Annotated in this window: 18 protein-coding genes; 12 read left to right on the forward strand and 6 right to left on the reverse strand. The window is 67.9% G+C overall.

The window, feature by feature from the left end:
- Positions 1 to 28: 28 nt before the first annotated feature.
- The 3 genes from ABLI39_RS10290 to ABLI39_RS10300 are packed head-to-tail and all read right to left on the reverse strand — an operon-like array spanning position 29 to position 1,786.
- Positions 29 to 367: a YciI family protein gene (locus ABLI39_RS10290; protein WP_349413325.1), complete on the reverse strand. Its 339-nt coding sequence runs from the start codon at positions 365 to 367 to the stop codon at positions 29 to 31.
- Positions 368 to 416: 49 nt separating this feature from the next.
- Positions 417 to 1,397: a TIGR03086 family metal-binding protein gene (locus ABLI39_RS10295; protein ID WP_349413326.1), complete on the reverse strand. Its 981-nt coding sequence runs from the start codon at positions 1,395 to 1,397 to the stop codon at positions 417 to 419.
- A gap of 11 nt (positions 1,398 to 1,408) precedes the next feature.
- Complete coding sequence (locus ABLI39_RS10300; protein ID WP_349413327.1) at positions 1,409 to 1,786, reverse strand: ArsR/SmtB family transcription factor; 378 nt, start codon at positions 1,784 to 1,786, stop codon at positions 1,409 to 1,411.
- A 60-nt stretch (positions 1,787 to 1,846) separates the two neighbouring features.
- Here ABLI39_RS10300 and ABLI39_RS10305 point away from each other — a divergent pair, with 60 nt between their 5' ends.
- Positions 1,847 to 2,038 carry a three-helix bundle dimerization domain-containing protein gene (locus tag ABLI39_RS10305; protein ID WP_349413328.1) on the forward strand — a complete coding sequence of 64 codons (192 nt, stop codon included), beginning with the start codon at positions 1,847 to 1,849 and terminating at the stop codon, positions 2,036 to 2,038.
- Between the two features lie 160 nt (positions 2,039 to 2,198).
- On the opposite strand, the gene ABLI39_RS10310 is transcribed toward ABLI39_RS10305, so the two are convergent.
- Positions 2,199 to 2,579, reverse strand: coding sequence for a hypothetical protein (locus ABLI39_RS10310; protein WP_349413329.1), 381 nt, complete (start codon positions 2,577 to 2,579; stop codon positions 2,199 to 2,201).
- Between the two features lie 48 nt (positions 2,580 to 2,627).
- On the opposite strand from ABLI39_RS10310, the gene ABLI39_RS10315 reads away from it, so the two are divergent.
- The 3 genes from ABLI39_RS10315 to ABLI39_RS10325 all read left to right on the forward strand — a co-directional run bounded on the left by ABLI39_RS10315 (position 2,628) and on the right by ABLI39_RS10325 (position 4,349).
- The gene (locus ABLI39_RS10315) at positions 2,628 to 3,212 is read left to right on the forward strand and encodes a P-loop nucleotide/nucleoside kinase family protein (RefSeq protein WP_349413330.1); all 585 of its coding nucleotides are present in this window, start codon (positions 2,628 to 2,630) and stop codon (positions 3,210 to 3,212) included.
- A gap of 37 nt (positions 3,213 to 3,249) precedes the next feature.
- On the forward strand, positions 3,250 to 3,813 hold the full coding sequence (locus tag ABLI39_RS10320) for a hypothetical protein (RefSeq protein ID WP_349413331.1): 564 nt from the start codon (positions 3,250 to 3,252) through the stop codon (positions 3,811 to 3,813).
- Positions 3,814 to 4,145: 332 nt separating this feature from the next.
- Positions 4,146 to 4,349 (forward strand): hypothetical protein, encoded by a 204-nt coding sequence (locus tag ABLI39_RS10325; protein ID WP_349413332.1) that lies wholly within the window; start codon positions 4,146 to 4,148, stop codon positions 4,347 to 4,349.
- Positions 4,350 to 4,492: 143 nt separating this feature from the next.
- Here the strand turns inward: ABLI39_RS10325 and ABLI39_RS10330 are convergent, their stop codons facing one another.
- Positions 4,493 to 5,014: an SRPBCC family protein gene (locus ABLI39_RS10330; protein WP_349413333.1), complete on the reverse strand. Its 522-nt coding sequence runs from the start codon at positions 5,012 to 5,014 to the stop codon at positions 4,493 to 4,495.
- A gap of 154 nt (positions 5,015 to 5,168) precedes the next feature.
- Here ABLI39_RS10330 and ABLI39_RS10335 point away from each other — a divergent pair, with 154 nt between their 5' ends.
- From ABLI39_RS10335 to ABLI39_RS10350, 4 genes are all read left to right on the forward strand, one after another.
- Positions 5,169 to 6,425, forward strand: a complete 1,257-nt coding sequence (locus ABLI39_RS10335; protein ID WP_349413334.1) for an NYN domain-containing protein — start codon at positions 5,169 to 5,171, stop codon at positions 6,423 to 6,425.
- Positions 6,426 to 6,522: 97 nt separating this feature from the next.
- On the forward strand, positions 6,523 to 7,029 hold the full coding sequence (locus ABLI39_RS10340; RefSeq protein WP_349413335.1) for a MarR family winged helix-turn-helix transcriptional regulator: 507 nt from the start codon (positions 6,523 to 6,525) through the stop codon (positions 7,027 to 7,029).
- 79 nt (positions 7,030 to 7,108) lie between these two features.
- Positions 7,109 to 7,504, forward strand: coding sequence for a hypothetical protein (locus ABLI39_RS10345; RefSeq protein ID WP_349413336.1), 396 nt, complete (start codon positions 7,109 to 7,111; stop codon positions 7,502 to 7,504).
- A complete protein-coding gene (locus tag ABLI39_RS10350) occupies positions 7,501 to 8,385 on the forward strand; it encodes a serine/threonine-protein kinase (RefSeq protein WP_349413337.1) in 885 nt (294 codons plus the stop codon). The genes ABLI39_RS10345 and ABLI39_RS10350 overlap by 4 nt, the downstream gene beginning before the upstream one ends.
- A 12-nt stretch (positions 8,386 to 8,397) precedes the next feature.
- Here the strand turns inward: ABLI39_RS10350 and ABLI39_RS10355 are convergent, their stop codons facing one another.
- A complete protein-coding gene (locus ABLI39_RS10355; protein ID WP_349413338.1) occupies positions 8,398 to 9,186 on the reverse strand; it encodes a GOLPH3/VPS74 family protein in 789 nt (262 codons plus the stop codon).
- A gap of 94 nt (positions 9,187 to 9,280) precedes the next feature.
- Between ABLI39_RS10355 and ABLI39_RS10360 the strand changes: the two genes are divergently transcribed.
- From ABLI39_RS10360 to ABLI39_RS10375, 4 genes are all read left to right on the forward strand, one after another.
- The gene (locus ABLI39_RS10360) at positions 9,281 to 9,853 is read left to right on the forward strand and encodes an MOSC domain-containing protein (RefSeq protein WP_349413339.1); all 573 of its coding nucleotides are present in this window, start codon (positions 9,281 to 9,283) and stop codon (positions 9,851 to 9,853) included.
- Between the two features lie 111 nt (positions 9,854 to 9,964).
- The gene (locus tag ABLI39_RS10365; protein ID WP_349413340.1) at positions 9,965 to 10,708 is read left to right on the forward strand and encodes an ABC transporter permease; all 744 of its coding nucleotides are present in this window, start codon (positions 9,965 to 9,967) and stop codon (positions 10,706 to 10,708) included.
- Between the two features lie 143 nt (positions 10,709 to 10,851).
- Positions 10,852 to 11,628, forward strand: a complete 777-nt coding sequence (locus ABLI39_RS10370) for an electron transfer flavoprotein subunit beta/FixA family protein (protein WP_349413341.1) — start codon at positions 10,852 to 10,854, stop codon at positions 11,626 to 11,628.
- A 12-nt stretch (positions 11,629 to 11,640) separates the two neighbouring features.
- On the forward strand, positions 11,641 to 12,624 hold the full coding sequence (locus ABLI39_RS10375) for an electron transfer flavoprotein subunit alpha/FixB family protein (RefSeq protein ID WP_349413342.1): 984 nt from the start codon (positions 11,641 to 11,643) through the stop codon (positions 12,622 to 12,624).
- The last annotated feature ends 26 nt before the right edge of the window (positions 12,625 to 12,650 follow it).

The raw sequence follows: 12,650 nt of genomic DNA on the forward strand, positions 1-12,650 counted from the left end.
CGGCACGCCCGCGACGCCGGGCCGCGGGCTACATTCCGGGGATCTGCTGGGCCTCGTGGACCTCGATTTCGCAGCCGCCCGGCATGTTCAGGTGCGGGTGCTGCTTGGCGAGCTCAACCGCGGCCTCCAGGTTTTCGGCCTCGATGATGCTGTAGCCGGCGACTTCACGCTGGCTCGGCGCGGTGGCTCCGTCGGCGGATACGCGGACGCCGTTGGCCAGCGGGGTGCCGAAGTCGATGAGGCCGGTACCGACTCTCCCGGCCCAGGCGTTCCATTGCCCCATGACGGCCGCCATGTCTTCCGGGGCGGGCGGCGCCGCCTCCGCGGGAGTCATCGGTGCGTGGTAGATAAAAACGAACTTGGACATGTGGTCCTGCTTTCCTGATTGTTGTGCCGGGGTGGTTGGGGTGAAGGCTCTAGGCGGCGACGGTTCGGCCGGTGAACGCGATCAGGCGTTCCAGGCTCCCGGCGGTTTCCGCCACCGGCTGGGCGCTCGCGAAGCTGCCGCTGGCACGGACCTGCTCGGAGATGGTTGCCTGGGCAAGGCCTTCGACATAGTCGGTGAGAACGTCGGACACAACTAGCTCCTGGCCGGAGGCCTTGGCGAAGTCCCAGGCGTGGACGAGGAACTCAAGGTTGAGGATGCCGGCCACCATGGTCGCGGGGAGTTCAGCGAATCCCATGTCGATGGTGCCCTCCAGACCGCGGCGGGCGAAGGCTTCCAGGGTGGGCTGGGCGAGACCCGCGATCCGGACCTCCGGTGCGGCGTCGGCGTCTTCCGGCAGATTCGCGCCGAGGGCGCCGCCAATCCCCTTTAGGGAACCGGCCAGGTGCTCGAGCAGTTCGTGGGCGTTGAACTCCTCGCAGGGGGTGGCCTTGTCCCGGTCTGCCGGAGTGAGCTTGCGCAGCACTCCCAGAAGAACGGCAAGTGATGCCTCGGCGGAGCTGAGGTGGTCGATCGGGTCCGGGGCCGCGGACCACTCGTCGGGTCCGGCGCCGGCAGCGGAGGACGTTTCGGCGATCAAGCGGTCCAGGTAGTGGTTCCACCCCTCGGCGTGCGCAACGGCCTGCTCGGGAGTGAGTCCGTCGTGGACCAGGCGCAGCGAGGTGCCCTCGGCGTCGGGTTCCAGGGTGATCGTTATGGTGGATGCCCCCGGCGCCAGGTCCATCCCGGATTCCCAGCCCCAGGTGAAGACGATGCGCTTGCCGGGCTCGATCTCCTGGAATGTGCCGGCGGCGTGATGGCCGGGGGTGACCGTCCAGCGGTATTCTCCGCCGATCCGAAGGTCGACCCGGGCCGCCACCGTCTGCCAGCGGCGCAGCCGTTCCGGCTCGGTGATCAGGGCGAATGCCTCGTCAGCGGTGACGGGGAGGTGGATGGTCTTATCGAAGCTCATGGGACAGGTCCTTAATCTTGGCGGGAATTCGTGGGGTCGGTCTCGGGGAGTTGGGGCGGGTTGTGACGCTGCACCGCCACGGCGGCTGCATCCGATGCCAGCAGATCCAGTTCGTGCGTCCAGAACTGTTCGACAAGGCTGCGGAGCCGGGCCATGCCTGTGGGGTCGAGCCGGTAGTACCTGTTGCGCCCCTCTTTGCGTGCGGCTACAAGCCCTGCCTCCTCCAGCAGGAGCAGGTGCTGGGACACTGCGGAGCGGCTCACAGTGAACTGCGCGGCCAACTGGCCAACCGTTTGTTCCTGGCGCGCCAGGAGTTGCAGGAGACGGCGCCGGTTCGGCTCCGCAGCAACCTCCAAGGCATCCAACACACTTGATACGTTAGTGGACACTAACGCATTTCACAAGTGGGATCCTTGACCGGCCGGCGCGGCGGGCGCGACACTTGGGGAGTGAACAGGGACGACGAAGTGAAGGCTCTCGGGGTCGTGGTCGACCGCCTTGCGGAACGATTTCCCAACCTCTCGCGCGCCAGTATTGAAGAGACTGTGCAGGAAGAACACCGGGCACTGGATGGTGGCCAGGTCCGCGACTTCGTGCCGGTCCTGGTTGAACACGCGGCCAAGGCGCGCCTGTCCGGCTGAGCTACCCCGGCCTGTCCGGGACAGCAGCCACGTTTGTTGAGATCGACGACGCCGACCACTCCCTGCAGATTCCGGGCGACTGGCGCGCCTCGCGGGCGTCCCAGGCGCTGGCGTTCACCGCTGTGAAACGCTTCGTGGCAGGCCTGGGGCTTGAAACGGCTCAGGCGAGGGCGACAAGAACCGCCAGCACCGCGAGGACAAGGGAGACCGGCACCATGACGCGCTTTTCGTGCCGGCTCTTCGAGGCCAGGTTGGGCAGCACGCTCAGCAACAAGTAGGCCGCGACGACCCACATTGCGACCACCGCAACCGTGTCCCATGGCAGGACCCCGATCAGCTCGGCGCGGTCGAGCGCGACTGCCGCGAAGGCCGCATAGACCACGATTGCGACGGCACTTCCGGCCCGGAGCCGCGCCGGAAGCACCGCGCTCTGGCCACCCCAGGCAAACCGGCCGAGGGGAAGGCCCACGATGAGCAGCAGCTGGAACACAGCCAGGGCGCCGAGCACCGCACAGAACGCGAGGGCAATTATGGAGGTCATGAGCTGAAGACTAGCGGTCCGGACGCCGCCGGCAGGCCACAATGAACCATGGCTGAAACCGTAATCCTGGTCAACGGACTCCCCGGCGCGGGCAAAAGCACCCTGGCGGCGCAGCTCGGGGACGAACTGGGCGTGCCGGTGGTCTCCAAGGACAGCATCAAGGAAGCCCTCGCGGATCTGTGCCTGGGCCGGGTCGGCAGCGGCAAGCTGGGCCAGATCGCCTCCGAAACCATGTGGCAGCTGGTGGCCGCGGTTCCCGGCACGGCGATCGTCGAATCGTGGTGGTACCGGCCGCGGGACCTTGGCTTCGTCCGCGAAGGCCTGGCTCAGTCCGGCAATCCCCGCGTAACGGAGGTCTGGTGCGAGCTCCCGCCCGGGCAGGCGTGGGAACGCTATCTGGACCGGCAACGCCACGCGGTTCATCCGACCGGAAACGCGGCACAACGCGACTGGGCCGAATGGTCGGCCAATGCGGTCCCCCTCGGCGTGGGCCGGACGGTGCCGGTCGACACCTCCGCGCCGGTCGACGCGGCGTCGCTCGTCGGCCGGCTGGCGGTCGCCGCGGCACGCCCCGCTGCGGCAGCCGCGGTACACCCGAAGGAGGCGACTGGGATAGGCTCTCTCGGGACCTGAACCAGCATCGACTTCAACCGTAAAGGCGGGGTACTCCGTGGATCTATTGGCTGGCCTGGGCCGCGAGGAACTCCGGACCTTTACGTGGGTTGCGGCCGCCGCTTTCGCCCTCGTGGCCGGCGTCTGGGGCCGCCGCGGCCTGCACTGGACCGCCCTGGGTTCCGTCCTGCTCTTCGCGGCCCTCAACGCTGCCGCCGGGATCTACGTCCTGAACCACTTCACCGACTCGCGCTGGTCTACCGGGGTCGAACCGCCGCTGAGCGCGCCGTCGTTTTCCGGCACACCTGTGGTGGGGCAGTTCCTGGGCCCGCTGGACTCAGCCCTGAACGGCGTCGTCGGCGGGGTGAACGACTTCCTGGCCTTCAAGCACGCCCTTCCCGTGGCGCTGGACTTCCTTGGCACGGCCGGTTGGGCCCTGCTGCTGTCGTTCCCGCTGGCCATTGTCGCCGCCGTCGTCAGTTTCATCGCGGCACGGCGCCGGGCTGCTGCCTTCGACAGATACCGCGTCACCGTCGACGAGCTCAAAGAAGAGCTTGAGCAGGTCAAACGCCAGCTCGCAGCGGGGGCGACCGTCGCCACGGCCCACACGCTCGACGCGTAAGGCGCGGGAGCGGGGCGGTCCGCTGGAGCCCGCCGCGGCGTGCCTGTGACGAGTCTCACCTGCAATAATCGCCATCTGGCTTGAGCCGCCGTCGGGCCGCTGTGCATCATAAAAAGGCAGGCGGGGTTTCGACTCCCCGCCCGCTTAGCCCCGGTCTTCGCTGGACGCCACGCGTCCGCAGCGAGCCAGGGCACCATCCTGGTGGACGCAATGAGGCCAAACCGGTGAGCTCGCAGAGCTGCCCAAGTCTCAGGCGTTCCTGGTATGGACACGGCGGCTCCGCATCGGTGCGGCGGCCGGACACCCGGAAACATGAATGGAAGCACTGAACAATGACGTTTGAAACTGCCAACTCTGTCACCCACAAGCTCTGGGACCGCTCCACGATGCACCACGAGCTGGACGCCCTGGTCCACGACCTTTCGGTCCGTCACAACACCGCGAAGTCCAACATCGCCGTCCACGCCAGCGGCCCCAACACCTTCACGCTCAGCCTGAACCACGGTGCGGCCAACCTGGATTCGGCTTCGGCCTAGCACCGGCACAGCGCAGAACAACGACGACGGCGGGAGCTTCCCGCCGTCGTCGTTGCGTAGCTGGCTGTGACGGAAATCGGCACGTTCCGGCGCTGGTCATCGGCGACTAAACTCCCGTCGGCCCGTCCCAGTCGGCCGCCCAATCACATGGAATCATCGGCCGCAGCATCCGGCTTGGGTTGTTCGAGGAAAGCTTTCACCCGCTCAACGTACTGGCGGCAAAATGACTTGTAATGTCTCTCGTACTGGTGGAATTGTCCTTCCGATCCCGCTGGCAAGGTGAAATAGTGCCCGTGTGCAAGCACCGTCGACCCACCGTCATCGGCGCGGATTGAGGTCCTGCCACGTGACGCTGGATCTGCGTCGCCTAAAACCCTGGTGACGGCCAGCTCATTCGGTATTTCCTCGATGACTTCCACGGCCGTTACACGTTCCACTCCGTCCCGCACTGAAATGAAGACCTGGATCTCACCAGGGCCCTCAGCACCGGGGGCTCGAAAACCCCGCACGATTTCCGGGTCTATAAGGACGCTGTTTTCCGGGGGCTTTATGAAATCCCAGACTCGACGCGGCGAGGCATCGATGGCTATGGCCGCGGAGACGTAATGAACAGAGGCTGCGCTTTCGGGCGGTGCGACCTTTTGTCTGTCAAACCAAGGACTCATTGGGCGAGTGTTTCATCGCAAGACTATGCCACCAAACCGCCACGCACGGGCCCGCGCACTGGGGCCCGAAGTACTGCCGCCAAACCACAACACGCCTAGCAACCCGCGGATTCGCTTCTGGTCCACTCCCCCATCCTGCTGGCAGACTGAGCCGATGACCGAATCTCTCCATCAGTCCCGGCGTCCGGGGATCCGCGCCGCGATGTTTGTGGACTTCGACAACGTCTACACGGGCCTGATGGTCTTGGACCCGGCGGCAGCCAAACGGTTCGCCGAGGATCCCAAGCACTGGACGGAGGCGCTGGCCGACGGCGTCGCCGGCGAGGACTCCCGGCGCTTCCTGATCCGCAACTGCTACCTCAACCCCGTCATCTACTCCAAGTACCGGCCGTACTGGACCCGGGCGGGCTTCCGCGTGATCGACTGCCCGTCGCTCACGCAGCGGGGCAAGAGCAGCACGGACATCAACCTCGTCCTGGACGCGATGGACGCCCTGTCCGGCGCGGCACACATTGAAGAGTTTTTCGTGGCCTCGGCGGACGCGGATTTCACCTCCCTGATCCAACGTTTCCGCGCCGCGGACCGGATGACCACGGTGATTGCTGCCGGCGCCGTGGCGTTCGCTTACCGGGAGATGGCGGACAGCGTGGTCGAATCCCACGACTTCGTGGCCGTCCTCAACGGGAGCGCGGCCGAGTCAATCCACACAGTGGCGTCCCCAAAGCAACCACCAGCCCCGGCCGCGGGCAAGCCGAAGCCCAAGCCGGCCTCGCCCGCGGTCCGCGAGCTCGTGGCCTTTGTCCGTTCCGCTCCGGGACCGGTTGCCGGCGCGATGGTTGCCCACCGCGCCCTCACGGCAGACCCGTCACTGAAGACAGACTGGGGAGGTGCCGGAAAGTTCGGCGCCTGGGTAGCGCAGATCGGCCAGAGCGTGGAATATTCTCCAGCCCAGAGCGGCTGGGTCTGGGACGCCAAACGCTTCTCGGCCGAGGATCTTCCTGCCCCCGCCAGCCTGCAGCCGGCGATCGAGGAACAGATCATCAGGGTGACGGATGTCCCGGCGCTCTCGTCCGACCAGTTCCGGCAGGTCTTCCTGTCGCTGGAAGCGAAGCTTCGCGAACACCCCGGCAACCGCGTTGAGCTGTCCAAGGCGGTGCGCGACGACTGCGTCGCGGCGGGGCAGCCGGTCTCCCGCGCGGCCGTCAACTTCGTTCTGCAAGGCCTGGGGTATGCCGGGGTCCCGCTCACCGTCGCGTTGCCGGCCCCGGAACTGGCGGCGGCGTGGACGAGGAACGTCGAGGAACTCTGCCGGGTGGCGCTGATGGAGTTCGACGACGGCGAGAAGCTCGCGCTGCGCCGCTGGGCCAGCGGGGGCCTGCTGGAGGACAAACCCGGCGCTGCGGCAGGGTAGGCGGCGCACCTTCGGTGGCGGTCCCGCTCCGAGCGGGAACTTGGGCTAATATCTATTGGTTAGACGAACATACAACTAGTCCATCGAAGGAATTAGCGTGACTCCGCCCGCCGAAAGAGAAGGCTACTGGTACCCGCCGAAGGCACACGGGCAGCCCTACGCCGTCGATATCCTGAACGCGCTCCGGGAGTACCGGGCCTCGGAAACCGCCATGCGCCGGCGCACCCGCAACTCCATGGCAATGGGCGAGACCGACCTCCTGGCACTGCGCTACCTCCTCGAGGCTGAGACTGCCGGCCAGGAAGTCCGCCCCAAGGAACTCGCCGCCCGGCTGGGCATGACCTCCGCATCCATGACTGCCCTGGTTGACCGCATGGCAACCAGCGGGTACATCACGCGCCAGCCGCACCCGTCGGACCGCCGCGCCATCATCCTTCGCCCCACCCGCGGGGCCGACGAGGAAGTCCGCCACACCCTGGGCAAAATGCACGGCCGGATGATCGAGGTGGCCGAATCCCTGAGCGATGAGGAAGCCAAGGCGGTGCTGCATTTCCTGCTGCACATGCGCAAAGCCGTGGACGAAATCGACGTCGACGGCGACTAGAACCGGCGTCGACTGGACAACCACCAAACACTAGTTAGACTAGCTACATTGTGAACTAGTTACTAGAATGGTGGATCGAATGACGGCCGTAGTTGATCGCAAGACATCTGGAACCAACCTGCCCGCCGTCACGGACGCCAGCGCTCCTGCATCGGGTTCCCCCTCCCACTGCGGCGCGGCCATGACCATGGCCGCGGCCGAGTCGGCCTCCTTGCCGTGGGCGCCGCTGCAGTCAGGGTTCGCCGCGTGGACATGCGGATGCGGCTACCGGCTGGACGCGGATATTGCCGCTGAACCCCTCGCCGCCGTGCGGCTGGCCTCCGCCCGGGTGGAGAGCCTGCACTGGGAACTGGACGCGGCCCAGGAGCGCTTCGAAAACGCCCTCAAGGCAGCATCGGGCCTCGGGGCGGACCGCTCGGCCCTGGCCCTGGCCGCAGGGCTGACACCGGACGAGCTGCAAGATTTGCTGCAGTGACACTCGCCCTCACCCGGCGGCCGGCACCGGCTGCCGCTCCCCGGGCCGCCTTCTCCGGCCCCCTCCCAGAAGACCGACTGCTGGACCGGCACTACCGGCTGAGGACTTTGGCGGGCAGAGGCTCCGAGGCCGACGTCTACCGGGCCACCGACGCCGCCAACGGCTCCGAGGTGGCCGTCAAGATCTTCCGGTCCGACGCCAGCGACGCGGCATCGCCGTTCAGCCGGGAGAAGGACCTTCACACCCCGCTCCACCACCGGAATATCGTTCGCGTCAAGGGCTACGGCCGCATGCCGGATGACGGCGGCCTCGGGTCCGGGCGGAACTACCTGGTCACCGAGCTGGTGAGCGGTCCGGACCTTCGGACCGTCCTGCGGGACGGGCCACTGCGGATGCCCCTCGTGGCGGCCTGGATGGGCGACGTCGCCGGCGCGCTGGCGCACGTCCACCGCAAGGGCGTGGTCCACAATGACGTCAAACCGGCCAACATCCTTGCGGACCGTTCCGCGAGCGCGGGTCCCGCGGGGCTGGCGAAACTGACTGATTTCGGCATTGCCACCAGTTCGCGGCACCGGCCGAACCATGCCGCCTCCGGCACACCGCACTATCTGAGCCCCGAAGCCGTGCATGGGACAACCACCACCAGCGCCAGCGACATCTACGCGCTGGGGCTCGTCACGTTCGAGTGCCTCACCGGCATCAAGGCCTTCCCCGGCCCCGCGCTGGAGTCCATGGTGGCCCGGACGCTCCGCGGACCCCGGCTCCCGGACACGGTCCGGCGGCGCTGGTCCATGCTGCTGCACTCCATGACCGACGCCGAGCCCGGCAACCGGCCCACCGCGGCCGAAGCCCACCGTGCGCTGAAACGAATCGGCCGGTAGAGCGCACCCGCGCTACAGCGTTGCGGCCTCTTCCTGGGCCAGCCTGATCAGCCGGAGTTCGTCCTCCACCGCGCGGGCGGGCCAGTAGTCCTTTGCCAGCTCGTCCGCGAAGACCCGGTCCGCCGCCGGGAAGAGCTTCCCGAACAATCCGGCCGCATGCAGCAACGCGAACAGCGCCGTCGTCCTGGCGTCGTGCCCCTTCGATTCGGGCGCGGCGGCACCGGGCCCGGCACCCGCCGCGGCATCAGGCGTGGCGGGCTCCGATGCCTCCGATTCGACTGCCGCCGTCGTATCGGGCTGAGGAGCCGACGGCTCCTCAGCCCCGGTCTTCTCGGCCTCGGACGGTGCACCGCTCAGCGCGGCCTCAAGCTTTTCCAGCAACGCCGCCTCCGGCGCATGGTCCTTTTCCGGGTACCGCACGGCCCGGAACCGGGCCAGATGCTTTTCGCCGACATGTTCCACGATCCCCCGCGACGCCATCGTCTCGTAGACGCGCTGCACTTCGGTGCGGCCTTCCAGCATGGACACCCACCGCTTGGGAGTGTGGGGCCGCGACTTGCCCCGGATGAGTTCCAGCTCGTGCTGGTAGTCCGCCGGCGCTGCCGTGCCGGTAGCGCGGACATGTTTTCCCTGCAGCTCGATCGCGCCAGCCAGTTCCAGCTCGGCCAGGATGGCCCCGGCCAGCGTGGTCCTGAGCGCGAACACCGGCACCGCGGGCTTGCCGTCATTGTCATTTGTCGCCAGCAGGAGGAAGGCCTGGGGAAGGCTCAGCTCCGCGGCCTTCGGTGTCTCAGCATTCATACGATCATCGTGGCCCTGTTGGCGGAGCCCCACAATGAGCATTTCGTCCCGACCCTCGTTCTCCGAGACTCCGGCGAGGCGATAGTTTGGTGGCATGACGGCTAGTTACAGGTACGACGTCGAGATCCTCCACCTGCTCGTCTCGCCTGCCCACGCCTACTTCGGCCGTGCCCGTGACGGCGCAGCCGACGTTCCCACCCCTGACGCCGCGCGGGCCGAGTTCGTGGCCGGCAAGGGAATAGTTGGGGACCGGTTCTTCGGCAAGGCCGCCCACATGGATGCCGCCGTGACCGTCTTCGCCGTCGAGGCCCTCGACGCGATAGCCGCCGAGCTGGGGACTGTCCCGTTTGACCCGCTGCTGACGCGCCGCAACGTGCACCTCCGAGGCGCCGAGCTGGCTCCGCTGCTCGGCCACCACTTCGCCCTGGAATCCGGCGGCGAGCTGGTGCGCTTCAAGGCCGGGCGGCCCGCCCATCCCTGCGCCTGGATGGACGAGATGCTCGCCCCCGGCGCCCACGAGGCCATGCGGGGTCGGGGCGGGGTGCGGTGTCAGGTGCTGTCCGACGGCGCCCTGCACCGTGGGCCGGCGGTACTGATCAGCCCGGTGCCGCTTGACCCGGACCGCGCGGGCGACGCGGTGCTGCTGCGCCCGTCGCGACTGCCGTAGCGCGGACGCCGGCCACAACGTCCATGGTCTCGACGCCGGACTGGATACCAGGACCCATGTGCAACGCATGCAAAATCGGCCTATGACCAAGTCCCAGATGCGGCGTAAACCGTGACGTTTGACGAGTCGTTCCGGACCGCCCTTGGCGTGGTCATCCTCGTCGGGATGGCAACGGTCGTGCTGGCGGGCGCGCGGGTGCCGGCCCCCTGGTCCGCCGCGTTCGCCGTCGCCCGCGGCGCCGTGCAGCTCGCCGCCATCAGCTTTGTCCTGTCCGGTGTAATCCAGTCGCCCTGGCTGGTCGCGGCGGCCCTAACGGTCATGTTCACCATCGCGGCAACCACCTCGGCGCGACGGCTCGGGTCGCTCCGCTCGCGGTTGCTCCCCGTGGCAGCCAGCATGGGCGCCGGAGTCCTCGCCGCGGGCATCGTGGTGTTTGCCACCGGGGCGATCGCGTTCACGCCCAGATACGTTCTGGCGATCGGTGGCATAGTGATCGGGAACGCGATGACTATCGCGACCCTGTCCGGCCGCCGGTTCGTTGAGCTGGTCAACGACCGCTGGGATGAGGTCGAAGGGTGGCTCGCACTCGGGGCGCGCCCGCGCCAGGCGACTGCAGACCAAGTTCGCCAGGCCATTTCGGCGGCTCTTGTTCCGACGGTTGATCAAACCAAAACCACAGGGCTGGTCACCCTTCCCGGCGCGTTCGTGGGAGCGATCTTCGGCGGCGTTTCTCCGTTGGAGGCGGGACGGTTCCAGATCGTGGTTCTCGCCGCCATCATAGGCGCCGGCAGCCTCGTCGCCGTCGGGCTTACCGCGTGGCTCGCGCCGATACGGGTCCGCCCCGCACGCCTCTGAATCACTGCAGCCGCCGCACGCTGACGTCCTCCCGCGCCGCCCGACACGGCCCCCGTCACCCGAGCCGCGCGCCACTTTCGTAGACTCTATGGAGATCCGACGTGTCCCCTCTGGGGACATGCCCGCCAGAGGAAGAGTCATCGATGAAGATTATCGTCCTAGTCAAGGAGGTCCCCGACACGTACGGGGACCGAAAACTGAACCTTGAAACAGGCCTCGCCGACCGGGAGGCCAGCGAAACTGTCATCGATGAGATCGGCGAGCGGGCGCTGGAGCTGGCCCTGACCTACGCCGACGCGAACGAGGGCACCGACGTCGCCGTCCTCTCCCTCGCCCCCGAAGGTGCGACGGCGACGATCCGCAAGGGGCTCGCGATGGGCGCCGGCAGCGCCATCCACATCTGCGACGAGGCGCTCCGGGGCGCGGATCTTGGCCTGACCGCCAACACCCTCGCGGCAGCGATCCGCCGCGCCGGCTTTGACCTGGTCATCGCCGGCAACGTCTCCACCGACGGATCCGGCGGCATGGTCCCCGCCATGCTGGCGGAATTGCTGGACGTGCCGCTCGCCTCCGGGCTGAGTTCCGTGGAGATCCGCGACGGCGCGGTCTCCGGCACCCGGGCCGTTGAATCCGGCGTGCAGCAGGTGTCCGCGGACCTGCCCGCGGTCATTTCCATCACCGAGGCGCTCCCCGGGCCGCGCTTCCCCAATTTCAAGGGCATCATGGCCGCGAAGAAGAAGCCCCTTGAGGTGCTGACGCTCGCGGACCTCGACGTCACGGCCGACGACCCGGACGCGGCGCGGTCGATCATGCTGACCATTGCCGAGAAGCCCCCGCGCGCGGCAGGCACCAAGATCGTTGACGAGGGCGATGCCGGCGAGAAGCTGGCCGAGTTCCTGATCGAAAACCGACTGGCGTAAGGAACAACGGACATGACTGAATTCCCTCGTGACGCAATCCTGGTCGTCGTCGAAACCCGCGCCTCCGGCGAACTGGAGAAGGCCGCGGCCGGACTGTTCGGCGCCGCCACGGCAGCCGGCACGCCGGTTGCCCTGGTACTGGCCGCCCCCGACGCCGGGAGTGCCGCCGCCGCTGAGGCCGCCGGCCTGGGTGCCGCGCACGTACTGATCGCCGAAACCCCGGATGCGTCCGCGCTGGGCGTGCCGGGCGTTGACGCGCTGGCCGCCGCCGTCGAGCAGGTGCGGCCGGATGCCATCCTGATCTCGCATTCCCTCAACGGGCGCGACCTCGCCGGCCGGTACGCCGCCCGGTCGCGGGCCGCGGTGTCCGTCGACGCCGTCGGGGTCTCCCGCGATGACGAGGGCGTCGTCGCCCACCACTCAGTCTACGGCGGCGCCTACGACGTGACGTCCTCGGCCACGTTCGGGCCTCCGGTTATCACCATCCGGCAGGGCTCCATCGAGGCCCGCGCCGAGGCGCAGCCGCCGGCGTCGGACACCCTGGCGGTGACGCCCTCCGGCAGGAAGGCCGCGCGGATCGATTCCTTCGAGGAGGTCATCGCCGCCACGACCCGGCCGGAGCTGCGCGGTGCCGCGAAGGTGGTCGCGGGCGGCCGCGGCCTCGGGTCGGCGGAACAGTTCGCCCTGGTCGAGCAGCTCGCGGACACCCTCGGCGCCGCCATCGGTGCTTCGCGTGCCGCGGTGGACGCCGGCTACGTCCCGCAGTCGCAGCAGGTGGGCCAGACCGGGGTGTCCGTGTCCTCGCAGCTGTACATCGCACTGGGCATCTCCGGGGCGATCCAGCACCGGGCCGGCATGCAGACCGCGAAGACGATCGTCGCCGTCAACAAGGATGCTGACGCGCCCATCTTTGAGATCGCCGATTTTGGGGTGGTGGGCGACGTCTTCAAGGTTGTCCCCCAGCTCATCAGCGCCCTCGAGGCCCGGAAGAAGTAGCGATGGCGACTCAGTCCGGCTCCCTC

Origin of the sequence: Pseudarthrobacter sp. B907 (genome assembly GCF_040137805.1) — a bacterium.
In the GTDB taxonomy this organism is placed as follows: Bacteria; Actinomycetota; Actinomycetes; order Actinomycetales; family Micrococcaceae; genus Arthrobacter.

Bases quoted from the DNA above. Each gene is read 5' to 3' on its own strand.
- ABLI39_RS10310 (WP_349413329.1), bottom strand. From the start codon at position 2,579: ATGACCTCCATAATTGCCCTCGCGTTCTGTGCGGTGCTCGGCGCCCTG.
- ABLI39_RS10345 (WP_349413336.1), top strand. From the start codon at position 7,109: ATGACGGCCGTAGTTGATCGCAAGACATCTGGAACCAACCTGCCCGCC.
- ABLI39_RS10360 (WP_349413339.1), top strand. From the start codon at position 9,281: ATGACGGCTAGTTACAGGTACGACGTCGAGATCCTCCACCTGCTCGTC.
- ABLI39_RS10290 (WP_349413325.1), bottom strand. From the start codon at position 367: ATGTCCAAGTTCGTTTTTATCTACCACGCACCGATGACTCCCGCGGAG.
- ABLI39_RS10330 (WP_349413333.1), bottom strand. From the start codon at position 5,014: ATGAGTCCTTGGTTTGACAGACAAAAGGTCGCACCGCCCGAAAGCGCA.
- ABLI39_RS10315 (WP_349413330.1), top strand. From the start codon at position 2,628: ATGGCTGAAACCGTAATCCTGGTCAACGGACTCCCCGGCGCGGGCAAA.
- ABLI39_RS10325 (WP_349413332.1), top strand. From the start codon at position 4,146: ATGACGTTTGAAACTGCCAACTCTGTCACCCACAAGCTCTGGGACCGC.
- ABLI39_RS10370 (WP_349413341.1), top strand. From the start codon at position 10,852: ATGAAGATTATCGTCCTAGTCAAGGAGGTCCCCGACACGTACGGGGAC.
- ABLI39_RS10355 (WP_349413338.1), bottom strand. From the start codon at position 9,186: ATGAATGCTGAGACACCGAAGGCCGCGGAGCTGAGCCTTCCCCAGGCC.
- ABLI39_RS10335 (WP_349413334.1), top strand. From the start codon at position 5,169: ATGACCGAATCTCTCCATCAGTCCCGGCGTCCGGGGATCCGCGCCGCG.
- ABLI39_RS10295 (WP_349413326.1), bottom strand. From the start codon at position 1,397: ATGAGCTTCGATAAGACCATCCACCTCCCCGTCACCGCTGACGAGGCA.
- ABLI39_RS10375 (WP_349413342.1), top strand. From the start codon at position 11,641: ATGACTGAATTCCCTCGTGACGCAATCCTGGTCGTCGTCGAAACCCGC.